Source organism: Sphingomonas sp. Ant H11 (assembly GCF_000797515.1).
GTDB lineage: Bacteria > Pseudomonadota > Alphaproteobacteria > Sphingomonadales > Sphingomonadaceae > Sphingomonas.
In genome coordinates, this window is record NZ_JSBN01000029.1 from 1 (window position 1) to 25516 (window position 25516).

Below are 25516 nucleotides of genomic sequence, written 5' to 3' on the forward strand. Positions count from 1 at the left end.
TGCGCGCCGCAGCGGCGGGTTCGTTGGGCTTGACCGGCGACGGGCGCGATTGCAGCCCCAGGCGATGCGCCTTGCCGATCACGGCGTTGCGGCTGACGCCGCCTAGTTCCTCGGCGATCTGGCTCGCGGTCTGCCCCGCTTCCCACATCTTGCGCAGCGTATCGATGCGTTCGTCGGTCCAGCTCATTCAATCTTCCCAATTGTCATGCCGACCGTTTCCATAACGGGTTGCGGGCGGCGGCGGCAGTCTTTAGCGACAGCACCATGAGCAGCCAGCCCCCAATCGGCGAAATTTCCACAATGATGAACGCTCCGGGCGTTCCGGTCTTCCGGAACGTCAATTGGGGCGGCCTTCGAACGCTCTATATCAAGGAGGTGCGCCGTTTCTTCAAGGTGCAGCTGCAGACGATCTGGCGCCCGCGATCCAAACCTTGCTGTTTCTGGTGGTTTTCACGGTCGCAACGGGCGCAAAGCGGCCGGTCGCGGTTGGCGGAATCGATATTCCCTTCGGCGACTTTATCGCGCCGGGACTGATCATTAGCCAGGGCATGATGGGCCCGGCCTTCGCCAATGCGAGCTTTTCGCTGATGGTCGGGAAGATTCAGGGTACGATCGTCGATTATCTGCAGCCGCCGCTGTCGACGCTGGAATTGCTGACCGGGCTGGTCGCGGGCGCGATGACGCGCGGGCTGCTGGTTGGGGTCGGGGTGTGGCTGGCGATGCTGCTCTATGGCATCCACCTGATTCCGGTGCATTTCTGGGCGGTTGCCTGGTTCGGGTTGCTCGGCACGATGTTCCTGGCCTTGCTTGGCGTGTTGACTTCGATCTGGGCCGACAAGTTCGACAATGCAGCCGCAGTGTCCAATTTCATCGTGACCCCGCTCGGCCTGTTGTCGGGCACCTTCTATTCGGTCGACAAGCTGGCACCCGCCTTCCGCGCGGTCAGCCATGCCAACCCGTTCTTCTACATCATCTCGGGCTTCCGCTACGGCTTCCTCGGCACTGCCGATTCGCCGATCCTGATTGGCAGCATCGTGGTGCTGGCGATCGACGTGGTGCTGGCGGTGGCGTGCTACGCGTTGCTGCGTTCGGGCTGGAAGATCAAGAATTGACCCGCCGGTGGGCGGTGCTGGCGCTGGGACTGGCGCTGGCGGCCTGCAGCAAACCCGCGTCGCAACCCGTTGCTGCCCGTCAGGCACCCCAGGAGCCCTCCGTCCGGATCGCACAGGCGGGAAGTACGATCGTCGTGCCGACCGTGACCGGCAAGGGCACGGTCGCGCTGCGCGAACGCCAGCCGGTTTCGCCCGGCACGCGCGTGCGGGCGGGCGCAGCAAGCCATTATCTTCGCCTCGCTTTGCCTGCCGCCGATGCCGCGCGCGTGACGCTGGGCGCGAACGCGAAGATGACTTTCGCCGCGTTCCGCGAGGATATTGTCGTCGGTCGCGTGATTGCGATCGCGGCGCATCCCGATCCGGCGGGCGCGGTAGCGGTCGAGATCGCGCTGCCCGATGATGCGCGGTTGAAGGTGGGCCAGGCTGGCACCGCCAGCATCATCGCGAGCGGGACGAGCACGCGGTTGCTCGCCGTGCCGCCCAGCGCGGTATTCGCGCGGCAGGGAACGATGGCGCAGGTCTATGTCGTCGATCTTGCCACATCACGCGTGCATCTGCGGCGGATCACGCTCGGGGATGAGACGCCCGCAGGGATCGGCGTGCTCAGCGGATTGGCGCTGGGCGAGTGGGTGGCGCTGTCGCGCGCAGACACGCTCAAGGACGGCATGAAGATCGCGCCGATCGGCCCGCAATAAACTGTGCCCGCAACCCGAGTCGCGCGGTGTTGCACTCGGGCGTTCAGCACCGTAAAACGCGTTTCGGGCGACCGTGTGGGTCGCCTTTTGCTTTTTAAGGAGAGCGCCTGTGTCGACCCCCGCTTTGATGCCCGTGTACCCGCGTTGCGGCGTGCGCCCGGTGCGCGGCGAGGGCTGCTACCTGATTGGCGAGCAGGGCGAACGCTATCTCGATTTCGCGGCGGGGATCGCGGTCAACGCGCTCGGCCACGGCCATCCCAAATTGGTCCAGGCGATTGCCGACCAGGCGGCGACGCTGATGCACGTGTCGAACCTGTATGGCAGCCCGCAGGGCGAGCATCTGGCGCAGCGCATCGTCGACAGCTCGTTTGCCGACACGGTGTTCTTCACCAATTCGGGCACCGAAGCGGTGGAATGCGCGATCAAGACCGCGCGGCGCTATCATTATGCCAATGGCAATCCGCAGCGCACGACGCTGATCACCTTCAACAACGCCTTTCACGGGCGGACGATGGGGGCGATCTCGGCAACCAACCAGCCCAAGATGCGCGACGGGTTCGAGCCGCTTTTGCCCGGCTTCAAATATGCGCCGTTCAACGATCTCGACGCGGCGCTCGCGCTGATCGACGATACGACTGCGGGTTTCATGGTCGAGACGATCCAGGGCGAGGGCGGCGTGTCCGCTGGCACGCAGGCGTTCATCCAGGGTCTGCGCAAAGCGTGCGACGAACACGGCCTGTTGCTGGTGCTGGACGAGGTCCAGTGCGGCTATGGGCGTACCGGCAAGATGTGGGCGTATGAGCATTACGGCATCACGCCTGACATCCTTTCGTCGGCCAAGGGCATTGGCGCAGGCTTCCCGCTGGGCGCGTGCCTGGCGACGGCGGAAGCGGCCAAGGGCATGGTATTCGGCACGCACGGATCGACCTATGGCGGCAACCCGCTGGCCATGGCGGCGGGCGAGGCGGTGCTCGACGTGATGCTCGAACCCGGTTTTTTCGATCACGTAACCGCGATGGGCGACCGGTTGCGCGCCTCGATCGAGCAGATGATCCCCAATCACGACCATCTGTTCGACAGCATTCGCGGCATGGGCCTGATGCTGGGGATCAAGCTGAAGGATGCGGCGGTCGCACGCGATTTCGTCGGGCATCTGCGTGACCATCACGGCCTGCTGACGGTCGCGGCGGGCGAGAATGTGGTACGCGTGCTGCCCCCGCTGGTGATCGAGGAAAGCCACATCGCCGAGTTCGTGCAGAAGTTGAGCGACGGCGCACGCGACTATGCGGTGGCGACGGCATGAGCGGGGTAAATGGGGTGAAGATCCTCCCCGGAACGGGGAGGATCTGAGATGCGCCACTTCCTCTCGCTCTCCGATGCTGGCCCGGATGGTATCGCGGCGATGCTGGCCGATGCGCTCGATCGCAAGGCGGCGCGTGCGGGTTGGCCCAAGGGCAAGCCCGATGCCGATGCCCCGCTCGCCGGGCACACGCTGGCGATGGTGTTCGAAAAGAATTCTACCCGCACACGCGTGTCGTTCGACATGGCGATTCGTCAGCTGGGTGGCTCCAGCGTCGTGCTCGACTCGGGCACGACCCAACTTGGTCGGGGCGAGACCGTCGCCGACACCGCACGCGTTCTGTCGGGCTATTGCGATGCGATCATGTTGCGCACCGACGACCATGCCAAGGTCGAGGAGATGGCGCAGTATGCGACCGTGCCGGTCATCAACGGCCTGACCGATAATTCGCATCCCTGTCAGATCATGGCGGATCTGCTGACGATCATCGAAGCGGGCAAGCCGTTGCCGGGGCTGAAGGTGGCGTGGCTGGGCGACGGCAATAACGTGCTTGCCTCGATCATGGAGGCGGCCGGGCTGATGCAGTTCGATGTGGTCGCGGCGTGCCCGCAAGGCTTTATGCCACCCGAGAGCGATGTCGCGCTGGGCAAGGGCCGCGCGCGCGTGGTCGGCACTGCGCGCGAAGCGGTGGAGGGTGCGGATATCATCGTCACCGATACCTGGATTTCGATGGGGCAGGCGCATGCCGAGACCAAGTTGCAGGCGATGCTGCCCTATCAGGTCGATACCGCGCTGATGGCGACCGCCAAGCCCGACGCGAAGTTCCTCCACTGCCTGCCCGCGCATCGCGGCGAGGAAGTGACGGCAGAGGTGATCGACGGACCGCAATCGCTGATCTGGCCGGAGGCGGAGAACCGGCTGCACGCGCAAAAGTCGGTGCTGCGCTGGTGCTTTGGCCAGATCGGTTGATCGCTGCCGGTTGAGCCTTATGTAAGGCGCTGACACGCAAGTCCGTTCGCCCTGAGCTTGTCGAAGGGCCCTCCTTATCCACGATGGTCGTGCGGGGAGAGCAGGGCTTTGATAGGCTCAGCCCGAACGGATTTTATATGGACGACCTTCGCACCACCGACTCCGACCGCGCCCTCGGCTTCACCATCCCGGCGCGCCACGCGCGCGGTCGGGTCGTGCGACTCGGCCCGGTGCTCGACACGATTCTCGACGCCCACGCTTATCCCGCACCGATCGAGGCGTTGCTGGCGGAGGCGCTGACGCTGGCCGCATTGATTGGCTCGACGCTCAAGGATGCCGAAGGCCAGCTCACCATGCAGGCGCAAACCCAGTCGGGAATCGTAACCCTGCTGGTGTGCGACTACAAAGGCGGCGAACTGCGCGGCTATGTTCAATATGATGCCGAACGGCTGGCATCCGCCCCGGAGAACCCAAGCCTGTTCGCGCTGTTTGGCGCTGGCTATCTCGCGATCACTTTCGATCAGGCGACGACGGGCGAACGCTATCAAGGCATCGTCCCGCTCGACGGCGATTCGCTGAGCGCGGCCGCCGAGCATTATTTCCTGCAGTCCGAACAGATCCCAACGCTCGTCCGCGTCGGCATCGATTGTGGAGGCAAGGGGAAGGACGGCAAGCGATTCGCCGGCGGCCTGCTGCTCCAGCATCTGCCGGAGGGCGAGGTCGGACGGGACCGGCTGCACACCCGGCTCGACCATCCCGAATGGGAGCATGTCGCGATCCTCGGGCAGACCATTCAGGCGGACGAGCTCTCCGACCCCGCAATTCCGCTTGAGACGCTGGTATGGCGGCTGTTCAACGAAGAGGAGACAGTGCGGCTCTATGGCGACACCGCCATCGTTCGCGGTTGCCGCTGCTCGCCCGAATATATCGCGCAAGTGCTCGGCAAGTTTCCGCCCGAGGAACAGCGCGCGATGGCGGACGAAACTGGCACGATCTTTGTCGATTGTGCCTTTTGCGCCCGTAAGTTCCCGGTGCAGGCGGCAGCGGAAATCGTTCCGTAGCCGCATTGAAACTTGCGCGCGGAACCCCAATTACGTGACGATAGCGGCGAACCTGGGTAGGCTCTGCCCGGGGCCGAGCGGGGTTGGATCGAATGGCGATATCGAAGGTCGCGCGCGCAGTGGTTGCGGCGTTGATGGTTGGCGGGCTGATCGCGGCGGCCCCGACCGCCGGGCCAACTCTGACGGCGGTTGCCCGGATCGAGCCCGGCCAATGGCAGATCAAGGAACTGGGAACCGATTCGGCCGCTCGAACGCTGTGCATTGCCGATCCGACGGTTCTGATCCAATATGGACACAGTGCGGGGCAGTGTCAGCGCTTCATCATTGATAACGAGCCGGATCTGGCCACCGTGCATTATACTTGCCCGGGCAACGGTCACGGCCGCACCACGTTCAAGATTTCGACGCCGCGCGCCTTCAATTTGGACACGCAAGGGATCGTCAGCGGCGCGCCATTCGATTATCATTACGAGGCACGCCGCATCGGGGCGTGCCCGCCCGGTGCCAGCACGGCGCGTTAAGCCGGTCTTTAGAGTCTCCCGATATACATCACGCGTGCATTTTATGGCACGCGTTTCTCCCAATTCGCCCCCTTAGGGGAACCCCTGGGTCGCTTTCGGGCGGCCCGTTTTTTATGCGCTGCTTGCGCAATGCGGGGTTGGTGACTAACTCCCTTGCATCATGACATTGGAACAGACCTCTTCGGTCGCCCCGCTGGCAGTCGTGCTGGTGTCGGGTGGCCTCGATTCGATGGTGGCCGCAGCGCTGGCGCGCGAGCAGGGCTATCGTTTGCTCGCGCTTTCGGTTGATTATAATCAGCGCCACCGAATGGAATTGGCATCGGCCCGACGCATCGCCAATGCGCTCGGCGCAGTGCGCCATGTGGTGCTGCCGCTCGATCTCGCGGCATTTGGCGGCTCGGCGCTGACCGACGATATCGCGGTCCCGAAGGACGGCGTACAGCCGGGCATTCCGATCACCTATGTGCCGGCGCGCAATACGATCTTCCTCAGCCTTGCGCTCGGATGGGCGGAGGCGGCGGGCGCGCGCGACCTGTTCATCGGGGTCAATGCGCTGGATTATTCGGGCTACCCCGATTGCCGTCCGGAATTTATTGCCGCGTTCGAAGGCTTGGCCGAACTGGCAACCAAGGCCGGGGTCGAGGGCAGTCCCTTTCGCATTCATGCGCCGCTGCAGCACATGACCAAGGCCGACATCGCGCGCGAGGCGGCGCGGCTCGGGTTGGACGCGGGGATAAGCTGGTCCTGCTATGATCCCGCCCCAGGTGGCCTGCACTGCGGCACCTGCGACAGCTGCCGACTGCGCAAAAAGGGATTTGAGGAAGCCGGCCTGCCGGATCCGACCGGCTACGCGGTCTGACGCGATGTCCTATGCCGTCAAGGAGATGTTCCTGACGCTCCAGGGGGAGGGCGTACAGGCTGGGCGTCGCGCCGTCTTCGTCCGTTTTGCCGGGTGCAATTTGTGGTCGGGACGCGAGCAGGATCGCGCGACCGCAGTGTGCCGCTTCTGTGATACCGATTTCGTCGGAACCGATGGCGCTGGCGGTGGCAAATTCGCCGATGCCGCGGCCTTGGCGGAGGCGGTGCAGCGTTTTTGGGGCCACGGTGCCGACAGCCGCTTCGTCGTGCTGACCGGGGGCGAGCCGATGCTCCAGATCGACGATGCGCTGATCGAGGCGTTGCACGGTGCCGCGTTCGAGATCGCGATCGAGAGCAACGGCACCCTGCCAGTCCATCCGGGAATCGACTGGGTGTGCATCAGCCCCAAGGCGGACAGCATGGTTGTCCAGCAAAGCGGCGATGAGTTGAAGCTGGTCTGGCCCCAGCCAGGAACCGATGTCGCCGCGCTGGAGCAATGGGCGTTTGCGCATCACCTGGTGCAGCCGCTCGATAGCGTCGATGCAGCGTCCAATCACGCCGCCGCGATCGACCTTGTCATGGCGCGGCCCAAATGGCGGCTGACGCTGCAAGCGCACAAGACGCTGGGCCTACGCTGACCCAGCGTCGAAGGCCGCCTTAGCGGTAGGTCAGTTCGAACGGGCCGCACTTCTTGGCAACCCATTCGTTCCGCTTCGACCAGCAAATCGAGTCCAGGCGCGGCATTGCCAGGCGGGTGTCGACGCGCACGCGGCGGGAGAAACGCTCCTCGCCCCACGGCACCAACGCGTTGCGCAACGCGTTCATCTCGGCGATCGCCACTTTGTACAGCGTGCCGCGCGGGGCGTAGGCGGCGTGCGTGGCAATCGCGCTGGCGGTTTGGCAAAAGCCATATTGCGCGGCGACCGTGGTAAAGGCGGAATAGGTGCGGGTGCCGTAACGGTCCATCGCGGAGATGCCGACCTTCGCGCCCTTGTTGGTGCGAACAAAATACTTGTTCACCGTTTCATATGCTTTTTTCAGCTCGTCCTTGTGATTTTCAAGGATGATATTGTAATTTTGGAGCGTCAGCAGTGACGGCTCGAACTTGCACTGCAACGCGGCGACGTTGAGCGCGGAGCGCAGGTTCCAAACCAGATTGGCGCGGACTTCGTCTTCTGTCGCGCCTGGCAACGATGGCAGGCCGGGCTCGTCGCCGCGCGCGGCGGGCCACTCATGTCATGCGACTGGAAGAAGAATTGGGCCGAGGCGGGGCCAGCAAGTGCGGCACTCGCGACAGCGGCCAGCACGGCAAGGGTACGCAACACAGTCATTCGAAGCCTCTCGTTCACACACTTTGCAATTACGGCGTTTTTTTCGCGCGCCCCAACCCTAATCGCGCATCCTGCAGCGCGAGGCTACCCGCAAATGCGGTGTATCGAACGGCGGAATCGAAAAGGCCGCCCGGTCGCCCGGACGGCCTTCGATACAATCTTTCCCGAAAGGGAAGAATTACATCTTGTTCGTGGTCGTGGTCGACGTGGTGTTGGTGGTCATGGTGTCGTTCGAAACCATCGCACCGTCGTTTGCCATCGCGCCGTCGGTCGACGTCATCGTGTCGTTGGTGGTCATCGTGTCGGTCGAGTTCAGATCGGTGACCATCGTGTTGTCGGTCGTCGTCGTTTCGGTCTTCGGGGTGCATGCCGAAATGGCGATCGCAGCAACAGCGATCATCGAACCAGCAGCGACCTTGGAAATGAGTGCACGCATTGGAAAGCTCCCTAGATAATGGATTTGGTTGGCCTCGAGACCTTTAATACCCAAACCGTGGTGGACATTAGTCCGGATCGGCGCGCCCCTCAAGCCCAGTTTTCTGCCGTAGAAGAATGAGTTTGCAGAAACGCTGCGAATCGCAACGCAAGCGCCGCGTCAAAAGTTTCAAAATCGGTCGGAAGTCCCAGCATTTCCATGCTCGTCACCGCATAGTCGGCCAAGCCACAGGGCACAATTCCGCTGAAATGTGAAAGGTTTGGCGAAAGGTTGACGGAAAACCCGTGCAGCGTCACCCAGCGCCGCACGCGCACGCCGATCGCACCGATCTTGGCCTCGGCCATACCGCCATCGTTGGCCAGATCGGGGATGTTGGTCCAGATGCCCACGCGTCCTGGTGCGCGAAACGCCGCAACCCCCAGATCTCCCAACGCCGCGATCACCCAGCCTTCCAGAGCGTGGACAAACTGCCGAACGTCGCGTCCGCGCCGGTTGAGGTCGAGCATAACATAGCCGATGCGTTGACCGGGCCCGTGATAGGTGTAGCGGCCGCCGCGCCCGGTCTGCACAACCGGAAAATGCGGGTCGCGCAGCTCGGCCGGGTCGGCGCTGGTGCCGCCGGTGTAGATCGGGGGATGTTCCAGCAACCACACCATTTCGCGCGCTGTGCCCGCAGCGATCGCTGCGGCGCGCGCTTCCATTTCGGCGACCGCCACCTCATAGGGAACCGGGTCTGGCGTTATGCGCCATTCGATGTCGTCAGTCCTGAAAGTCACGCCCCGGAAATGGCGTAGCTGGGCCCGCCGCGCAAGGGAGGGTTTGCAGGGAGTGGCGGGCGGCAGAGCATTGCGCTACCGCCCGATCGCGGCAATATCATGTCGTTGGATCCGGGGAGACTAGAGACGTGATCGCGACGATGAGCACCGTGTGGGACCGTACGGCCGAATTTCTCAGCGACAATCTGGCCGCGCTCACGCCGCTCGTGCTGTTCGGCATTTTCGTGCCGCTCACGCTGATCGGCAGCCTGATGCCGCTGATGGGGACTGGCGGGCAGCCTGCTGATCTTGCGCTTGGCCTGATGGTGTTGGCACTGTCGCTGGTGTCGAGCTGGGCGGGGGTGGCGATCACCGCGCTCGCATTCGATCCGGCGGCGGGGCGTGGCGGGGCGGTGCGCGTGGCCAATCGACGGTTGTTGCCGGTGATCGGAGTTGGGCTTGTCACCTTGCTCGTCGTGCTGCTGCTCGCCGCGCCGATTTTCATCGCGTTTGCGCTGAGCGGCGTCGACATGGCCGCCTTGGCGGCAGGAAAGCCCCCGTCAGGCGAGGTCAATCAGGGCGCGTTGACCTTCGGCTCGCTCTACACCCTGTTGCTGTGCCTGATCTTGTTCTGGGGCTATGCCCGCTTTGTTGTGCTGGCCACGCCGATCATCGTGATGGAGCGGCGCGGGCTCGGCGTTTACGCGCGCTCTTTCGTGCTCACGCGCAGGATCACTTGGAAGGTCATGGGGGTGGTGTTGCTGTATGGCTGCGTATCATGGGTTGCTTCCGCTGCGGCCAAGCTGGTGTTCGGCACGGTCTTCGGGCTGCTGATCGGCGGTGAGGGGCAGTTGAGCGTTGCGACCGTGTTGACCCAAATCGCTGTGGCCGCCGTGTCGACGATCTTTTCGCTGCTGGCGGTCGCGTTCGTCGCCAAACTCTATCTTGCGGCGCGTGATGCGCGTGAGGCGATCGTCGAGGTTTCATGAAACTCAATGTGGCAGGCATCCTTCGCGATGCCTGGGCGATGGCCAAGCGGGATTCCGAACTGCTGCTCGGTATAGCGGGCGTCTTCTTGTTCATTCCCGATCTGGCGGGGGCCATTTATGTCGCTCCCGCGCCCGCTCCACCGGCGGTCGTGGATCAGACGTCGGCGGATCTCTGGCTCAAGCAACTTGGCGTATGGGGCCAGCAATATGAGTTGCTGGTGATCGTGCTCAGCCTGCTGTCGCTGTTCGGGGTGCTGGCGCTGTTCGTCGTGTATATCGACCGAGCGCGCCCGACCGTGAGCGGCGCGCTCGGTCAGGCGGGCGCGTTATTGCCGCACTATCTCTTGCTGGCGCTGGCTGTCAGCGTGCCGGTCAGCATCGGCTCGATCTTGGTCTTTCCAGGGCTGTATCTCAAGGGACGGTTGCTGCCGGTTTCGCCCGTCTTCGTCGGGGAGCGACCGATCGGCGTGTTCGCGGCGTGGCGGCGCAGCTTTGCGCTGACGCGGGGCAATGGCCTGGTGCTGATGGGCCTGGCGTTCGTACCGTTGCTGGGGGGGGCGCTTGATCGCGCTGCCCTTCGAGCTGCTTGGCACTGCGCTCGATGGCGCGCCGATGGCCAATCCGGTCGTGGCTGCCGTGCTCGATGCAGGAATCGCCGGGGGGCATACGCTCGGCACCGTTGCGGCGGTGCTGATCGAGATCGCGCTTTATCGGCGGTTGAGCAGCGGAATCTGAGGCGCGCTATCGGGCGGCAGATGCCCAGTGATGCGGGGATCGGGAAAGGTCTCGATCGCCCGCTTGATCGCGACGAATCCTTGCGCGCGATAGAAGTTGAGCGCTGAGGGATGGTCGAGCGTGCAGGTGTGGACCCACACCCGATCGATCCCCTTGCGCCATCCGCGTGCCAGCGCTTCCGCCATCAGCCAGCGACCGAGCCCTTTGCCCGCCAGTTCGGGCACCAGCGCGAAATAGGAAATCTCGCACTGGCCGGCTTCGCGAAAATCGAGTTCGAGCATCCCGACCTCGATTCCGCTGCGGTCGACCACGGCATGGATCGCGACGTTGGGGTCGGCGAGAATCGCGCCGAGCGTCCGATCGTCCATCACCAGCCGCGAGAACCACAGCCATGGTGCCCCGACGCGGCGGAACAGCGTGCGATAGGCGTCTAAGCTCGGCGCTTCCCACGCTACCAGCCGCATCGGGGAGGCGGGCAGCGGGCGTAGCGGCGGGCGCTGCCGCATTTCCAGCGTGGTGACGATGGTCGCCACCTCATCGTCGCGAACCGCGATCAACCCCATCTTAGCGCCCCGTCATCAGGACCAGGTTGCCAGCGGCGGCAAGCTCATCAGGATCGCATCGATATTGCCGCCAGTCTTCAGCCCGAACAGCGTGCCGCGATCGTACACCAGGTTGAACTCGGCATAGCGACCGCGCCATTCGAGCATTTGCGCGGTGTCGGCGGCGTTGAAGGGCGTGTTCATCCGGCGTCGCACGATTTGCGGATATACGTCCAGAAAGGCGCGCCCAATGTCCTGGATAAAGGCGAAGTTCGCGGCGAAATCCCCCTCCAGATGGTCGCAGAAAATGCCGCCGACCCCGCGATGCACCTTGCGGTGGGGGATGTAGAAATACTCCTCGGCCCATTTCGAATAGCGCGCATAATAATCGTCGCCATGCGCATCACACGCCGCGCGCATCGCCGCGTGAAACTCGGCGGTGTCTTCGCCATAGGGAATCGGCGGGTTGAGATCGGCCCCGCCGCCGAACCAGCGCTTGGTCGTGACCAGGAAGCGCGTGTTCATGTGGACTGCGGGCACATGGGGGTTAGCCATGTGCGCAACGAGGCTGATGCCGGTGGCAAAAAAGCTGGGGTCTTCCGCCGCGCCGTGGATCGACTTGGCGAACTCTCCCTCAAAGGTGCCGCCGACGGTCGAGACGTTGACGCCGACCTTTTCGAACACCTTGCCCTTCATCACGCCGCGCACGCCGCCGCCGCCATCGCCGCCGCTGGGGTCGGCGCGGTCCCACTGTGTATATTCGAAGCTCGCCTCCGATCCGGCTTCACGTTCGATCGCGACGAATTCGGCGCAGATCTGGTCGCGCAGATGCTCGAACCAGTGGCGGGCGGCGGTTTGTTCTTGGTCCAGGTCCATCGGGGATGTTGTGGCGAGGGATGACGGCCAAGTCGAGATCACTTATTCGCGTGTTCGCACGGGTGTTACGCGGGCCAGCCGTTGGTCTGGCGCAGGGCCTCGCTCAGCGCGATACCGGTTGCGACCGCAATATTGAGCGACCGCATCCCTTCTGCCAACGGGATGCGGACCGCCAGATCCGCGCGGGCGTGCACCGCATCTGGCACGCCGCTTCCTTCGGAGCCCATCAGCAAAACGTCGTCCGACTGAAAAACCGCCGCGTCGAGGCGCACGCCGCCACGCGTGGTCAGCAGAACGATTCGCCCGGGCACCTGATGCTCGAACGCCGCCCAGTCGAGGTGGCGACGGACATCCACGACCCCGGCATAATCCATACCGGACCGGGCGAGCGCCTTCTCGCTCCAGGTGAAGCCGGTCGGTTCGATGACATCCACCGGGGTTCCCAGGCACGCGCCGAGGCGCAGAATGGCACCGACATTTCCGGCAATTTCGGGTTGGTACAGAGCAATACGCATAACCAGCGTCCCTACTCCGAAAATGCTGTTGGCAAAACACCGTCGCGCCGTCTAACAGAACGCTCAAGCTTCCCCAGCAGAGGGAGGGCGTTCAGGCGTGACCCACACGTCGTTCTTGTGAGGGTGGCGTTGTCGGATTTTTCGTCGTGCCGTGTTTCGACACGGTGCGCGAAGTACAAGGGCAAGTGAATGGCAAGCGGAAACACCCTGGAAGTTCCCCGGCAGAATGAACCCCATCATGACGGCGAACCACGCCGCCGCGACTTTCTGAACATCGCGGCCGTTGCGGCTGCGGGTGTCGGCGGGATCGCGATCGTGGTGCCGCTGATCAACCAGATGAACCCCTCGGCCGACGTGCTGGCGCAATCCACCACCGACGTCGATCTGTCGAAGATCGAAGCGGGGCAGGGCATCGTTACCTCCTTCCGCAAGCAGCCGCTGTTCGTCCGCAACCTGACCCCGGCCGAAATCGCCGAGGCCGACAAGGTCGACATCAAGACGCTGCGCGACCCCGAAACGCTCGCACAACGCACGCGCGGCCAGAAGAACTGGCTGATCACGCTGGGCGTTTGCACGCATCTCGGCTGTATTCCGCAGGGCATTACCAGCGGCGAGGATCGCGGCCAGTTCGGTGGCTATTTCTGCCCCTGCCACGGTTCGCAATACGACACGGCGGCGCGCATCCGCAAAGGACCGGCACCGAAGAACCTGTTCGTGCCGGAGTATAAATTCACGTCGCCAACGACGGTTACGGTGGGTTGAGGATAGAGATATGAGCTTCCCCTGGGCCAAGCAGTACGAGCCGAAATCGGGCTTCACCAAGTGGATCGATGAGCGGCTGCCGCTTCCCCGGTTCGTTTATGGCGCGGTCGGCGCGGGCTATCCCGTGCCGCGCAACCTCAATTATTTCTGGAACTTCGGCGTGCTCGCGGGCGCGGCACTCGCCATCCAGATCGTCACCGGCATCGTGCTGGCGATGCACTATGCCGCCAATGGCGGCGTGGCGTTCGACTCGGTCGAACATATCATGCGCGACGTGAATGGCGGCTGGTTCCTGCGTTATGCGCATGCCAACGGCGCCTCGATGTTCTTCGTCGTGGTCTATATCCACATCTTCCGCGGGCTGTTCTACGGATCGTACAAGGCCCCGCGCGAGATGATCTGGTTGCTCGGCGTGGTCATTTTCCTGCTGATGATGGCGACGGCGTTCATGGGTTATGTGCTCCCCTGGGGGCAGATGAGCTTCTGGGGTGCGCAGGTTATCACCGGCTTCTTCTCGGCGATCCCGGTGGTGGGCGACACCATCCGCATCTGGCTTCTGGGGGGATATGCCCCCGATGACGCTGCGCTCAACCGCTTCTTCTCGCTGCATTACCTGCTGCCGTTCGTGATCGCTGCGGTCATCATCCTGCACATCTGGGCGCTGCACATTCCGGGTTCGAACAACCCGACCGGCGTCGACGTGAAGGGCGAACAGGACACCGTTCCGTTCCACCCTTATTACACCGCCAAGGACGGCTTCGGGCTCGGCGTGTTCCTGTTCATCTTTGCCGCACTCCTGTTCTTCGCGCCCAACAGCCTTGGCCACCCGGACAATTATATCCCGGCCAACGCGCTGCAGACCCCGGCGCACATCGTGCCCGAATGGTATTTCTGGCCGTTCTACGCGATCCTGCGCGCCTTCACGGTCGATTTCATCGGCATTCCGGCAAAGCTGCTCGGCGTGCTGGCGATGTTCGGGTCGATCCTGCTGCTGTTCTTCCTGCCCTGGCTGGATTCGTCGCCGGTGCGCTCGGCCAATTATCGTCCGCTCTATCGCATCTTCTTCTGGGTGCTGGTGGCCGATGTGCTGGTGCTCGGCTGGTGTGGCGGTTCGCCTGCGACGCCGCTTTATGTCATCATCAGCCAGATCAGCGGGGCCTATTATTTCGCGCACTTCCTGATCATCATCCCGATCATCTCGCGGGCAGAACGCCCGACGCCGCTGCCAAACTCGATCACCGAGGCGGTGCTGGCGAAGAAGGGTGGCACGTCACCGGCGCATACCGCACTCAGCGGTAGCGCGGTCCCGGCCGAATAAGGGGCATTACGAGCAATGGTTCGCGCAATCGCAATTCTCATCGGTGCCGGCTTCGTTGCCGTACTGTCCTGGGCGCTGTTCTGGTCGATCCAGGGGGTCGTCACCGATCCCCCGGCTCCGACGGCGGTCGACGAATTCCATCTCCACCCCAAGGAGGTCGAGCTCGCATCGAACGGCTTCTTTGGCACCTATGACCAGCGCCAGCTCCAGCGCGGGCTGCAGGTGTATAAGGAAGTCTGCGCCAACTGCCATTCGCTGAAACATGTCGCTTTCCGCGACCTGACTCAGCTCGGCTATACGCCCGCGCAAGTGAAGAAGTTCGCGGCGGACTGGTCGGTCAAGGCCAAGCAGTTCGATCCGAAATCGGGCGACACCACCGAGCGCCCGAACCTGCCATCGGATTATTTCCCGACCGTTTATTATCCCGGCACCGGCAATCCGCCAGATTTGTCGCTGATCACCAAGGCGCGGCATGACGGCCCGGCCTATGTCTATTCATTGCTGACCGGCTATGGACCGCAACCGGCCGCTTTGTTGAAGAAATTCCCCGATGCCAAGGTGCCGGACGGGCTGTACTTCAACCCGTATTTCGCGAACCTCAACATCGCGATGCCGCCGCCGCTGTCGCAGGATGGGCAAGTCACCTATCTCGACGGCACCAAATCGACCGTCGATCAGAATGCCAAGGACGTCGCGGCATTCCTGACCTGGGCTGCCGAGCCAAACCTGCCGACGCGGCACGCTTACGGTCTGGCGGTGCTCGGCTTCCTGCTGTTCTTCTGCATCCTGGCGTACGGCGCGTATCAAAACATCTGGCGCGATATCAAGCACTGAGCCATGGACGTCGCCCCGGCCCTGGTGTCGGGGCGGCTCCGCGCGGTGCGGGGCGGCGGTTCCCACCCGGGCCGAGCGGCTCCGGGGCGACGAGGATGCTATGGCCGAGAATGACGATCTGAAGGCGCTGATCCGCACCATCCCGGATTTCCCAAAGCCCGGCATCCAGTTTCGCGACATCACCACTTTGCTGCTCGATGCTGCGGGTTTTGCCAGCGCGATCACGCGGATGGCAGCGGCCACGCGCGGCCCGGTCGATCTGGTCGCCGGGATCGAGGCACGCGGCTTCATTTTTGCAGCAGCTCTCGCCGCGCCGCTGAACGCCGGCGTGCTGTTGATCCGTAAGGACGGCAAGCTGCCCGGCGCAACCATTGCCGAGGATTATGCGCTCGAATATGGCACCGATCGTATCGCCATGCATCAGGACGCGCTGGTGCCGGGGCAGCGCGTGCTGCTGGTCGACGATCTGATCGCCACCGGCGGCACCGCGCGCGCGGCGGTGCGGCTGCTGCGCAAGGCGGGCGCGGTGGTCGAGCAGACGCAGTTCCTGGTCGATCTGCCCGACCTGGGCGGTGCGGATGCACTGCGCGCCGATGGGATTGCGGTTGATTCGCTGATCGCCTTCCCCGGCCATTGAGCGCGGGCGAGAGGAACCAAAGGCTGGCGAGCGGGGTTGATTGGACAACGCCGCGCCAGCCCAAAGGGCGCGACCTCCTTCAAGGACTCGCCGCCATGTCCGTCATGAAACTCTCGCTCGCCGCTGCCGCCCTCGTTTCGCTGGGGGGGCTTTCCGCCTGTGCCGAGGATTACGGCTATTCGGGCGTGTCGGTCGGCTACGGCGCCAGCGCGTGGGACCCCTATTATGGCGGCTATCGCGCTGACCCCTATTGGGGCTGGTATGGCGATTATTATTATCCGGGCTCGGGCTATTACGTTTACGATCGCTCCAATGTCCGCCACCGCTGGAACCCGGACCAGCGCGGCTATTGGCAAGGCCGCACGCAGCGCTGGCACAATGACCGCCGCGAAATCCGGCCGATGTGGCGCGATTATGGCGTGCAAGGTCGGCCTGGTTCCGGCCGCGCTCCGGGTGGGCGCGGTGGCCGCGGCCACCGCTAAGCGTCGGATCCGTCGGCCGGGCGCGTTCTAATCAGCCCGATCGAGGTGAAGGTCATCACCGCCACGTCGTCCTGGTTGAAGACGGTCACCTTGCTGCGAAAGCTGCCCATTTCCGGGCGGCTCTGCGACGCGCGCTTCTCGATAATCTCGGTTTCGACGCGCAGCGTGTCACCCGGATAAACGGGTTTGAGCCAGCGCAGCTCGTCTACCCCAGGCGAGCCCAGCCCGGCTTGCTCGGTCACCTTGAACTGCTCGACCAGCATCGCCATCGTCATCGCGCAGGTGTGCCAGCCGCTGGCCGACAGCCGCCCGAAATGGGTTTGCGCGGCCGCTTCATCGGATAGATGAAACGGCTGCGGGTCATAGGCCTTGGCGAAGGCGACGACCTCGTCGCGCTTCACCACATAATGGCCGAACGAGGCTTTCTCTCCGACCACGATATCTTCAAAATAGTGCATGCCCCAGTGTCCAGCGCGGTGGCGGCAAAGGCAAGCCCCTAGTTGCGATGGGTTGGCTGCAGCGCCGCCCGGAACGGCGCATCATCACCGTCCAGATTGGCCCCGGCGGGCAGCGCCAGCAGGTCGCGAATCAGCGGTGCGACATCGACATTGTCGAAGGCGGGCAACGTACCCAGCGGCTTGATCGCCGGGCCGTTGGCAATGAACAGCGCCGCCATTTCCGGCGCGGCCGAATCATAGCCATGCGTGCCGCCATCATGCGCATCGGCGGCTGGCGCGGTCTTGTTGAGCAGCCAGCCGGTTTCGGCCAGGCAGAAATAGGGCGGGATGCGCGGGTTGGTGCCGTAATGCAGCCGCGCCGGGATCTCGCTTTTGCGCCAGCAGTCATAATGCGCGTGGTGGCCGAGCAGCGCCTTTTCCAGTGCGACCTCATGGCCGGGCACGGGGTAGAAACTGGCGAACGGACCGGCCTCGAACTGGCGATAATCGGCGGGGTTGGCGACGGTGTCCATCGCGATGGTGCGTTTTGCACTGGTCCCGGCCATGCCATGGTCCGCGACGACGACGATGTTGGCAGGTTGGCCGAGGGTTTTCAGTCCGGAGACCAGCGCGCCGATCTGCGCATCGACCTTTGCGACCGCCGCAGTCGTTTCGGGGGCATCCGGACCATAAGTGTGCCCCGCACTGTCTACGGTATCGAAATAGAGCGTCAGGAAGCGCGGACGCGTGGCTGCGGGACGTCGAAGCCAGTCGAGCACGCCCGCGACGCGCTGCTCGCCAGGCACCGCCATGTCGAACGGCCACCAATCCTCAGGCCGGACGCCGCCGGTCGGGTCGCCATGGCCACCTTTCGTCGTGCCGCCCCAGGCGACGTTCGAACCCGGCCAGAACAGCGTCGCGCTGCGCACTCCGCTGCGCTCGGCTGTGACCCACAAGGGCTCGGCTTCGTTCCACCAGAACGGGTCCTTGGAATTTTCCATCGTGAAGGTCACGCCTGGCCGCGCGACATCCTCCATCGAATTCGACACGATGCCGTTGCGATCGGGCCGCAGCCCGGTGACGAGCGTCCAGTGATTGGGGAAAGTCTTGGACGGGAAGGACGGGCGCATCGCCGCGCTGATGCCGCTTGCCGCCAGCGCATCGAGATTGGGCGTCACCCCGCGCGCACGGTAATCGGGACGGAAACCGTCGATCGAGATGAGAATGGTGACCGGCGCGCGCGTTTCCGTCTGCGCGACGGTCGCTGGCTTGGGGCCTGAAATGGGGGCCGTGACGCATGCCTGCAGGGCGGCGCACAAGGCGGCGGCGAAGATCCGGGTTGTCCAGCGCATGTGCATCCCCTGCGATAGAATTGCGTCGGCGCTATGACAGCACATAGCGCCTGGGCATAGGGTGGCCCTGCACCCCGCCCACGAGGCCCCGGACATGCTTTGTCACAATGCGGACAGCGGGTGGCAAGGTGGGCTCCCTAAATATTTCCTCATCCGCCTGACGCTTTGAGGAATTTGCCATGTCTTTGCTGAAATATGCCGCGCTTGCGATGACGCTTGCCGCTGCCCCCGCCGCCGCGCAATCGCTTTCCGATACGCATGAAATGCGTTGGGCACCCGTGGGCAAAATCCCGGCGGTAACCTACCACCCGATCAAGCGCGGGTGCGAGCAGCGCGCCGCCCCGATCCATCTCTCGGGCAAGACGCAATTGGCTCCGGCACCAGCGGCCGAAGGCTGCGTCCAGGTGATCGCCAGCGCCGACCGCCGCGACCAGCGCAAGGCAGTCGACTGACTCGATTGCCTGCAGCAAGGGCGAAGTGGCGGCACCGGGGAGCAGAACTCCCCGGTGCCGCTTTCGCATTCAATGCCCGAGCGAGACCTTGGCGAACAGGCTGAAGCTCAGCGGGAAGCGGCCATAAGCCGCGTCCAGAAGGGCAGGCTTGTCATAGATGCCGACCGCGCCGCCGAGCGCGAGATCGAACGGCCCCACAAAGCGCAGGCGATAGGCATAGCCGCTCTCCAGCTTGCTCACCCTGACCTTGCGATCGTGCAGCGGATCGAGCGGGTTCGGGAACAGCTCGTCATTCGCCACATTTTCTGCGCGGGCAAACAGCGTGTGGTGGCGGTCAATGTCCCAATTCGCCTCGGCCAGCCATGCCGTCAGCACGCGCCCGGGCAATTTATGCTTGTTGGAGAAAGCGAGCAGCGCGGAGACGCCGTGCGCGGCATATTGTACGCTCGCGGTGGTGCGCGCTTCGTTGCGAAAGGCTTCCAACTGTTCCGGGCTCTTCAGCCAGCCATGGCTGACTTGCACCGCCCAGGCGGGGGAGGGTGTCCAGGTCGCCCGCACGCTCCACGAATCGAGGCCCGGCTGCTCGATATTCCAGCGATATTGGTCGGGCTCACGCCCCCGAAAGCCTGACGCCTCGATCTGCCAGCGCGCCGTGCCATAGCCCGCCGTCACCACGCCGTAGCTGATATGCGTGCTGTCGAACCAATGGTGCGTGATCGGGCTGAGCGGCTGATATTGCGCGGAGGCGCGGTGCATGAAGGCCGATGGCCCCAGCGCCGGCTCGGCCACGGGGCCGCCATAGAGGAACAGGCTGCCGTGCGCGGTATCGACATCGAGCCGCGCCGCCAGCTCCATGAACAGATCGTGCGGGTGCTGGCGATCGGTCAATTGCGTGGTGCCGTTGGCGGTCTCGCCGGTGGCGAACAAATTGGGATAGCCCTTCGCCCCCATTGCGGGCTCCAGGCTCATCATTGATCGCAACTGCAACCGCACGCCGCCGAAATCGCGCGTGCCGGTGAGCATCGCCATCGATTCGACGAACGTCTCCTGATCGCCGCTCGGGCCACCCTGGTTGGTGTAAACGCTGGTCGCATAGCCGTGGAGCATCACCATCCAGTCGCCGGTGGCGAGGTGCAGCCCCTTCATCGCGCCGTCATTGCCGGGGTTGCGCGAGGTGCCGGACCCGTCGCCATAGGCATGGTCGGCTGGGCCCATGGCCATGCCGGGCATGTCGGGCATGGAATGATCGTGATCGCCTTGGGGCTGCGGGGCGGGGGGCATGGCCATCGGGGATGCTGGAACGCTGTCGTCCGTCTTCCCCCGGCGCAGGCCGGGGCCCAGTCTCGGAGGTGGTCATAGGCTCGGACAGCGCTTCCTTACGATCCACGCCGCAATTGGGCCCCGGCCTGCGCCGGGGAAGCGTTGAAGAAAAGCGCGCACAGGGCGGATCTCGCTGGCCCGCGAGCATCCTCGGCCTGGCGCTCGGCCTGATCCCGTTCGCCCGCCCCGGCGACGTCATCATCGGCGCGATCATCGGGGCCTTCGCCATCGTCGCGCTGATCCGGGCGCGAGACGGCCGGGCTGCACTCTATGCCGCTGCCGGCTTCATCCTGTCCTTCGCTGTGCTGGCCACGCTGTTCGTAGCAATCTACGGCCTCCGCCCCAGCCCTTACATGCTCTATTCGGCCCAATATGGCTTCAATTTCGCGTGGCTCGGCTGGAAAGCCTATGTCCTGCTGGTCGAGCCACGCGCCTGGTTCGGCGAAGGTGTCGGGTTGCTCGATGCGGCACCGTGGCTGCTGCTCGGCGGGGCCGGGATGCTCGTCGCCTGGTGGACCCCGCCTGCAAGGCGGCCGGTGACGCTCGCGGTCGCGGCGGCGGGGGCGGTCTATGTCATCCTGATGCTCGCTTATGTCGATTTGCTGCCGACCGGGCTGTGGCGCTTCAACAATGTCCATTATTTCAAATGGGTGTTGCCGCTGTTCGGGCTGTTCGCCGTGCGTTTCGTGCTCGATGCGTGGCGGCGGCCGGTGACCCTGGTCGCGCTGCTGCCGATTTTGCTCGCGCTGACGATCCGGATCGACCCCGTACCAGTCGGGGCCCATCAACCCGCGCGGATGGTGGTGTTCCCGGCCCCGGTCGGGGCCGCGTGGACGCCAACCTATTTCGCCACCGCGTGGTTGACCGACGCGCGCGGCGAGCAACGCAACTCGTTCGATTATCATCAGATCTTGGTCGGCAATCGCGTGCGCGCGGTGGCCTTGCGGCGGCCGTTTGCGGGCGATGAACGCTGGATCGGCGACGACCATGTCCGTGCGCAATTGGAAGGGCGCGATACCGGTGGCTATGCGCCGCTCTATCTCACCGGCCCGTGGCCCAAGACGACGATCGCCCGCTATGGCGCGCGCATATCCTTCGGCCTGCCCCATTGGTTCGAACCGCGCGAGACCGCGCGCCACTGACCCCTGACGCTACACGACGCTTGCGACACGGCGCGCACAGGGCCATAGGGTGCCGCGCTAACGACCAGCAGCCAGGATATGCCCATGAAGCTCCGCATTTTCGTCACGCTGAAGCCCGGCGTGCTCGATCCGCAGGGCCGCGCGATTCACAAGGCGCTCGGTGGCCTCGGCTTCGGCGGCGTCAACGATGTGCGCGCAGGCAAGCTGATCGAACTCGACGTTGCCGACGACACCAGCGACGAGCGGATCGACGCGATGTGCCGCGAATTGCTCGCCAACACCGTCATCGAAAACTATCGGATCGAACGCGTATGAAGACCGCGGTCATCGTCTTTCCCGGCTCGAATTGCGACCGCGACATCGCGACCGCACTGCACCAGGTGAGCGGCGTCGCGCCGACGATGGTGTGGCATGCCGATAGCGACCTGCCCGATGGCGTCGGCCTGATCGCGCTGCCCGGCGGCTTTTCCTATGGCGACTATCTGCGGTCGGGCGCGATCGGCGCACGCTCGGCGATCATGCGCGCGGTAACTGCGGCGGCCGAGCGTGGCGTGCCGGTGCTCGGCATTTGCAACGGCTTTCAGGTGTTGACCGAGGCGGGGCTGCTGCCGGGCGCACTGATGCGCAATGCCGGGCTCGATTTCGTGTGCCGCGAAGTCGCGCTGACCGTCGACAATGCACAAAGCGTGTTCACCAGCCGCTATGGCGCGGGCGAGCAGATCATCATCCCCGTCGCGCATCATGACGGCAATTATTCAGCCGATGCCGAAACGCTCGACCGCCTGGAAGGCGAAGGCCGCGTCGCGTTCCGTTATGCCGAGCCGGTCAACGGCTCCGCGCGCAACATTGCCGGCGTGCTCAATGCGACCGGCAATGTGCTCGGCCTGATGCCGCATCCCGAGCGCCGCATCGAAACTGCGGCGCATGGCGGCAATGATGGACGGCGGATGTTCGAGGGCTTGCTGGAACTGGTCGGGGCGTAAAGACGGACCGACTCGGTCTTCTGCCCCCTTCCGAACGGTTGAAGGAAAAGGCGTTCCTCTCTCAACACGCGAACCGCATCGATCCTAAATCTGGAACGGTGAAAAGTCCGTCCCGCGGTCGTAAACATCCACGCCCTCGCTGCGCTTCAGCACGTTGACCACCAGATAGGTCACCGGCGTCAGCAGCACTTCCCAGGACACTTTCAGCACGAACTGGCTGAGCATCACCATGCCGATCTGCTCGACCGGCCAATCCGCCAAGCCGTAAAAGGCGATCGGATAGAAGATCAGGCTGTCCGCCCCCTCCCCCCACGATCGTGCTGCCGATCGTGCGCGTCCACAGATATTTGCCCCCCGGTGGCGATCTTCATCTTGGCGAGCACGAAGGAATTGAGCAGATCCCCCACCCAGAAGGCGGTGATCGACGCCAGGATGATCCGCCAGCCCGCGCCGAACACGCGTTCATACGCCGCCTGCCCGTTCCAGCCCTGGGCGACCGGCAGATGCACCACGGTCCATTCCATAACCGCCATGAACAGCAACGCGCCGAACCCCGCCCACAGCGCGCGCCGCGCGCGGGCATAGCCATACACCTCGGTCAGCACGTCATCGATGACATAGGAGATCGGGAAAAACAGGATCCCCGCACCGAACGGCCAAAGCCCGATCCACGGCAGGTTGATAACCGAGCGCTTCTCCGCGCCGATCACGTTCGACAGCAGCAGGATAACGACGAACGCCACCATCACGAAATCGAAATAACGGAACTGCCGCCCGGCCAGATCGCGTGCGTTGATGCTCTGTGGTGTCGTCATGCGGATCCGCCCCTGCCCTCGCCGGGCGGTTATGAAGGCCGTTTCGCTGCGCCGCAATCCACGCTACAGGCGAATCCGGTGCGCGCCCGTAGCTCAGTTGGATAGAGCAAGGAGCTTCTACCTCCTCGGTCGGGGGTTCGACTCCCTCCGGGCGCGCCAATTTTCTGCCATGCGCAGCACCCATCGGTCCGAACCGCCGCGCGGAAATCCATGCGAAACAAACCGATTCTAGCGCGCGTGGCGTATGCACACCACACCCCGCCGCCTGGTCCGCCACACCCCACCCGCGCTGACGATGTTGCTGCTCGGCTGCAGCCTGACATCGCTCGCTTATGCGGAGACGGGCGCTGCGCCCGTGCCCGAACCCGCAGCGCCCGTGCAAACAGAGGCCACGAACGACGACATCGTCGTTACCGGGCGGGCGCTGCCCGGGTCGGTCATCGGCGACATCCCCCCCGAAAACCGGCTGAATCCGGCCGATGTCGCGGCATACGGCGTATCCACGATTAGCGAATTGCTCGATGCGCTGGCCGACCAGACCCAAAGCGACCAGGGCCGCGACAGCAGCAGCGCGCCGGTCGTGCTGGTCAACGGCAAGCGCATCTCGGGCGTCAACGAAATCGGCGATTTGCCGACCGAATCGATCCTGCGCGTCGATATCCTGCCTGAAGAGGTCGCGCTGAAATACGGCTATGACGCGCAGCGCAAGGTCGTGAACATCATCTTGCGCCGCCGCTTCATCGCGCGCGTTGCCAATCTCACGGGAGGCCTCGCAACCGAGGGCGAGGGCGAGAATGGCGCAGCGGTGCTGAGCTACGTCCGCATCCATGACAGCGATCGCTTCAACCTGTCGGCCAAGGCGGTCGCCAGCGCGCGGCTGTTGCAAAGCGAGCGTAACGTGACACCGACCAACACCCTTATCGACGACACCGCATACCGCACGCTCAAGCCGACATCGCGCAGCTACACCCTGAATGGCACCTATGCGCATCGCCTTTCCGACACCATCACCGCGACCTTCAACGCGAACGGCGGCTATCAAACCAGCGACGCGTTGAACGGCCTGCCGACTATGGCGGTTGGCAGCATCCTGTCCGACGAGGCCTTGCGCCAGCATAGTGAAACCGCAACCGCGCATGGCGGTGCCACGCTCAATGCCGATCTGTCCAAGAACTGGCAGGTTTCGGCGATCGGCACCTTCGACCATAGCGATACCCGCACGGCCACCGACACCGCTTCGCGCACCCCGCTTGGCAGCACACAGCGCCAACATGCCAGCTCGATCAGCGATGCCGGAAGCGGCAGCGTGGTCGCAATGGGCAAGCTGCTCACACTTCCGGCGGGGCCTTTACGCACCAGCTTGCGCGTGGGCGGCGCGTTCAGCGCGCTGGAATCGGACAGCACGGGTGTCGATGCCAGCAGCGGGCGCACCTTCAACCGCTCCGAATTCAATGCGCAGGCCAGCCTCGACGTGCCGCTGACCAGCACCAAGGCGCACTTTCTGGATACGATCGGCACGCTGTCGGCGAACGTCAATGTCGGCACGACGCGGCTTTCCGATTATGGCGCGCTGGGCACGCTCGGTTACGGCCTCAACTGGACCCCGCGCAAGGGCATCAGCATCATCGTGTCGATGAACGAGGACCGCGTTGCCCCGACGCTCGAGCAACTCAACGCGCCGACGATCACCACGGCCAACGTGCTGGTGTACGATTACAGGCGCGGCAAGACAGTTTCGGTCACGCAGATCAGCGGTGGCTCGTCCGCGCTCGCCGCCGACGATCGCCATGTGTTCAAAGCCAGCCTGTCGGCAGCGGTGATCGCCCGCACCAGGACCAAGTTGACGCTGAGCGCGAATTACATCGACAGCCGCACCGACAATGCGATCGGCAGCCTGCCCACGCTGTCGGCGGCGGTCGAGGCGGCGTTTCCCGATCGCTATATCCGCGATGCGTCGGGCACTCTGGTCGAAGTCGACGCACGCCCCGTGAACTTCGCGCGTGAATACCGCCAAGAAATCCGCTCCGGCCTGACCTTTTCGGAGGTCCTGCGCCCGGCAAGGCGGCCGCAGCCTCCCGCCAATTGGCACCCGCCCGCTGGTTTCCCGCCACCCGGCCGACCGATGCAGCCGCCCGGTCACGCGGTCGCCGACGACACACCCGAATCCGACCGTACCGCCCCCGGCAAAGATGGCGACGATATCGTCGTCGAGGGTCGCCGGTCGACTCGCGATACGTTCGCCCCACCGCCGCCCGGTGATGGCGACGGCCCGCCGCCCGGTCCCCAC

General features: G+C 64.3%; 28 protein-coding genes, 1 tRNA gene and 2 pseudogenes. 20 read left to right on the top strand and 11 right to left on the bottom strand.

Features of this window, described 5'->3' with window-relative positions:
- Positions 1-187 (bottom strand): GcrA family cell cycle regulator (locus NW75_RS06985; RefSeq protein WP_033964451.1); only part of this gene is annotated, 187 nt, incomplete at its 3' end.
- Positions 188-300: 113 nt separating this feature from the next.
- Here NW75_RS06985 and NW75_RS06990 point away from each other — a divergent pair.
- The 8 genes and pseudogenes from NW75_RS06990 (at position 301) to queE (ending at position 7154) form a co-directional block, all read left to right on the top strand.
- Positions 301-1112, top strand: a pseudogene (locus NW75_RS06990) (ABC transporter permease).
- On the top strand, positions 1109-1807 hold the full coding sequence (locus NW75_RS06995) for an efflux RND transporter periplasmic adaptor subunit (protein WP_033964452.1): 699 nt from the start codon (positions 1109-1111) through the stop codon (positions 1805-1807). The pseudogene NW75_RS06990 and the gene NW75_RS06995 overlap by 4 nt, the downstream one beginning before the upstream one ends.
- Positions 1808-1916: 109 nt before the next feature.
- Complete coding sequence (locus tag NW75_RS07000; protein ID WP_033964453.1) at positions 1917-3110, top strand: aspartate aminotransferase family protein; 1194 nt, start codon at positions 1917-1919, stop codon at positions 3108-3110.
- A gap of 48 nt (positions 3111-3158) precedes the next feature.
- On the top strand, positions 3159-4076 hold the full coding sequence (argF, locus tag NW75_RS07005) for an ornithine carbamoyltransferase (RefSeq protein ID WP_033964455.1): 918 nt from the start codon (positions 3159-3161) through the stop codon (positions 4074-4076).
- A 137-nt stretch (positions 4077-4213) separates the two neighbouring features.
- Entirely contained in the window at positions 4214-5137 is a 924-nt protein-coding gene (locus NW75_RS07010) for an Hsp33 family molecular chaperone HslO (protein WP_033964456.1), read from the top strand.
- Between the two features lie 92 nt (positions 5138-5229).
- Positions 5230-5658 (top strand): DUF3617 domain-containing protein, encoded by a 429-nt coding sequence (locus tag NW75_RS07015; RefSeq protein ID WP_033964457.1) that lies wholly within the window; start codon positions 5230-5232, stop codon positions 5656-5658.
- 160 nt (positions 5659-5818) lie between these two features.
- Positions 5819-6517: a 7-cyano-7-deazaguanine synthase QueC gene (gene queC / locus NW75_RS07020; protein ID WP_033964458.1), complete on the top strand. Its 699-nt coding sequence runs from the start codon at positions 5819-5821 to the stop codon at positions 6515-6517.
- A 4-nt stretch (positions 6518-6521) separates the two neighbouring features.
- Positions 6522-7154 carry a 7-carboxy-7-deazaguanine synthase gene (gene queE / locus NW75_RS07025; protein WP_033964459.1) on the top strand — a complete coding sequence of 211 codons (633 nt, stop codon included), beginning with the start codon at positions 6522-6524 and terminating at the stop codon, positions 7152-7154.
- Positions 7155-7173: 19 nt separating this feature from the next.
- On the opposite strand, the gene NW75_RS07030 is transcribed toward queE, so the two are convergent.
- The 3 genes from NW75_RS07030 to lipB all read right to left on the bottom strand — a co-directional run bounded on the left by NW75_RS07030 (position 7174) and on the right by lipB (position 9059).
- The gene (locus tag NW75_RS07030; RefSeq protein ID WP_231565024.1) at positions 7174-7707 is read right to left on the bottom strand and encodes a hypothetical protein; all 534 of its coding nucleotides are present in this window, start codon (positions 7705-7707) and stop codon (positions 7174-7176) included.
- A gap of 318 nt (positions 7708-8025) precedes the next feature.
- Positions 8026-8283 carry a hypothetical protein gene (locus tag NW75_RS07035; RefSeq protein ID WP_033964460.1) on the bottom strand — a complete coding sequence of 86 codons (258 nt, stop codon included), beginning with the start codon at positions 8281-8283 and terminating at the stop codon, positions 8026-8028.
- An 89-nt stretch (positions 8284-8372) separates the two neighbouring features.
- A complete protein-coding gene (lipB, locus tag NW75_RS07040) occupies positions 8373-9059 on the bottom strand; it encodes a lipoyl(octanoyl) transferase LipB (protein WP_033964461.1) in 687 nt (228 codons plus the stop codon).
- A 128-nt stretch (positions 9060-9187) separates the two neighbouring features.
- Here lipB and NW75_RS07045 point away from each other — a divergent pair, with 128 nt between their 5' ends.
- The gene (locus NW75_RS07045; RefSeq protein WP_171010582.1) at positions 9188-10027 is read left to right on the top strand and encodes a hypothetical protein; all 840 of its coding nucleotides are present in this window, start codon (positions 9188-9190) and stop codon (positions 10025-10027) included.
- A gap of 707 nt (positions 10028-10734) precedes the next feature.
- On the opposite strand, the gene NW75_RS07055 is transcribed toward NW75_RS07045, so the two are convergent.
- From NW75_RS07055 to NW75_RS07065, 3 genes are all read right to left on the bottom strand, one after another.
- A complete protein-coding gene (locus tag NW75_RS07055) occupies positions 10735-11325 on the bottom strand; it encodes a GNAT family N-acetyltransferase (protein ID WP_033964463.1) in 591 nt (196 codons plus the stop codon).
- A gap of 15 nt (positions 11326-11340) precedes the next feature.
- Positions 11341-12180, bottom strand: a complete 840-nt coding sequence (gene hemF / locus NW75_RS07060) for an oxygen-dependent coproporphyrinogen oxidase (RefSeq protein ID WP_033964465.1) — start codon at positions 12178-12180, stop codon at positions 11341-11343.
- A gap of 65 nt (positions 12181-12245) precedes the next feature.
- Positions 12246-12695: a tRNA (cytidine(34)-2'-O)-methyltransferase gene (locus NW75_RS07065; RefSeq protein ID WP_033964466.1), complete on the bottom strand. Its 450-nt coding sequence runs from the start codon at positions 12693-12695 to the stop codon at positions 12246-12248.
- 189 nt (positions 12696-12884) lie between these two features.
- Between NW75_RS07065 and petA the strand changes: the two genes are divergently transcribed.
- The 5 genes from petA (at position 12885) to NW75_RS07090 (ending at position 16728) form a co-directional block, all read left to right on the top strand.
- Positions 12885-13457 carry a ubiquinol-cytochrome c reductase iron-sulfur subunit gene (gene petA / locus NW75_RS07070; RefSeq protein ID WP_033964467.1) on the top strand — a complete coding sequence of 191 codons (573 nt, stop codon included), beginning with the start codon at positions 12885-12887 and terminating at the stop codon, positions 13455-13457.
- 10 nt (positions 13458-13467) lie between these two features.
- The gene (locus NW75_RS07075) at positions 13468-14775 is read left to right on the top strand and encodes a cytochrome b (protein ID WP_033964468.1); all 1308 of its coding nucleotides are present in this window, start codon (positions 13468-13470) and stop codon (positions 14773-14775) included.
- A 15-nt stretch (positions 14776-14790) separates the two neighbouring features.
- Positions 14791-15609: a cytochrome c1 gene (locus NW75_RS07080; protein ID WP_033964469.1), complete on the top strand. Its 819-nt coding sequence runs from the start codon at positions 14791-14793 to the stop codon at positions 15607-15609.
- Between the two features lie 100 nt (positions 15610-15709).
- Positions 15710-16246: an adenine phosphoribosyltransferase gene (locus tag NW75_RS07085; RefSeq protein WP_033964470.1), complete on the top strand. Its 537-nt coding sequence runs from the start codon at positions 15710-15712 to the stop codon at positions 16244-16246.
- Between the two features lie 95 nt (positions 16247-16341).
- Entirely contained in the window at positions 16342-16728 is a 387-nt protein-coding gene (locus NW75_RS07090) for a hypothetical protein (RefSeq protein ID WP_033964477.1), read from the top strand.
- Here the strand turns inward: NW75_RS07090 and NW75_RS07095 are convergent.
- Positions 16725-17186 carry a MaoC family dehydratase gene (locus NW75_RS07095; protein ID WP_033964471.1) on the bottom strand — a complete coding sequence of 154 codons (462 nt, stop codon included), beginning with the start codon at positions 17184-17186 and terminating at the stop codon, positions 16725-16727. The two genes, NW75_RS07090 and NW75_RS07095, sit on opposite strands and share 4 nt — an antisense overlap.
- 38 nt (positions 17187-17224) lie before the next feature.
- Positions 17225-18517, bottom strand: a complete 1293-nt coding sequence (locus NW75_RS07100; RefSeq protein WP_033964479.1) for an alkaline phosphatase family protein — start codon at positions 18515-18517, stop codon at positions 17225-17227.
- A 179-nt stretch (positions 18518-18696) separates the two neighbouring features.
- On the opposite strand from NW75_RS07100, the gene NW75_RS07105 reads away from it, so the two are divergent.
- Positions 18697-18969 carry a hypothetical protein gene (locus NW75_RS07105; protein ID WP_033964472.1) on the top strand — a complete coding sequence of 91 codons (273 nt, stop codon included), beginning with the start codon at positions 18697-18699 and terminating at the stop codon, positions 18967-18969.
- Positions 18970-19038: 69 nt separating this feature from the next.
- Here the strand turns inward: NW75_RS07105 and NW75_RS07110 are convergent, their stop codons facing one another.
- On the bottom strand, positions 19039-20208 hold the full coding sequence (locus NW75_RS07110; protein WP_231565025.1) for a hypothetical protein: 1170 nt from the start codon (positions 20206-20208) through the stop codon (positions 19039-19041).
- Positions 20209-20363: 155 nt separating this feature from the next.
- Between NW75_RS07110 and NW75_RS07115 the strand changes: the two genes are divergently transcribed.
- The 3 genes from NW75_RS07115 to purQ all read left to right on the top strand — a co-directional run bounded on the left by NW75_RS07115 (position 20364) and on the right by purQ (position 22414).
- Positions 20364-21431, top strand: coding sequence for a hypothetical protein (locus NW75_RS07115; protein WP_231565026.1), 1068 nt, complete (start codon positions 20364-20366; stop codon positions 21429-21431).
- Positions 21432-21515: 84 nt separating this feature from the next.
- The gene (gene purS / locus NW75_RS07120) at positions 21516-21746 is read left to right on the top strand and encodes a phosphoribosylformylglycinamidine synthase subunit PurS (protein ID WP_033964473.1); all 231 of its coding nucleotides are present in this window, start codon (positions 21516-21518) and stop codon (positions 21744-21746) included.
- Positions 21743-22414, top strand: a complete 672-nt coding sequence (purQ, locus tag NW75_RS07125) for a phosphoribosylformylglycinamidine synthase subunit PurQ (RefSeq protein WP_033964474.1) — start codon at positions 21743-21745, stop codon at positions 22412-22414. Before purS ends, purQ begins: the two co-directional genes overlap by 4 nt.
- A gap of 84 nt (positions 22415-22498) precedes the next feature.
- Here the strand turns inward: purQ and NW75_RS07130 are convergent.
- Positions 22499-23229, bottom strand: a pseudogene (locus NW75_RS07130) (queuosine precursor transporter).
- Between the two features lie 82 nt (positions 23230-23311).
- Between NW75_RS07130 and NW75_RS07135 the strand changes: the two are divergent.
- Both NW75_RS07135 and NW75_RS07140 read left to right on the top strand, forming a co-directional pair.
- Positions 23312-23388, top strand: a tRNA-Arg gene (locus NW75_RS07135).
- A gap of 85 nt (positions 23389-23473) precedes the next feature.
- A partial coding sequence (locus NW75_RS07140) for a hypothetical protein (RefSeq protein WP_052192276.1) occupies positions 23474-25516 on the top strand: 2043 nt, incomplete at its 3' end.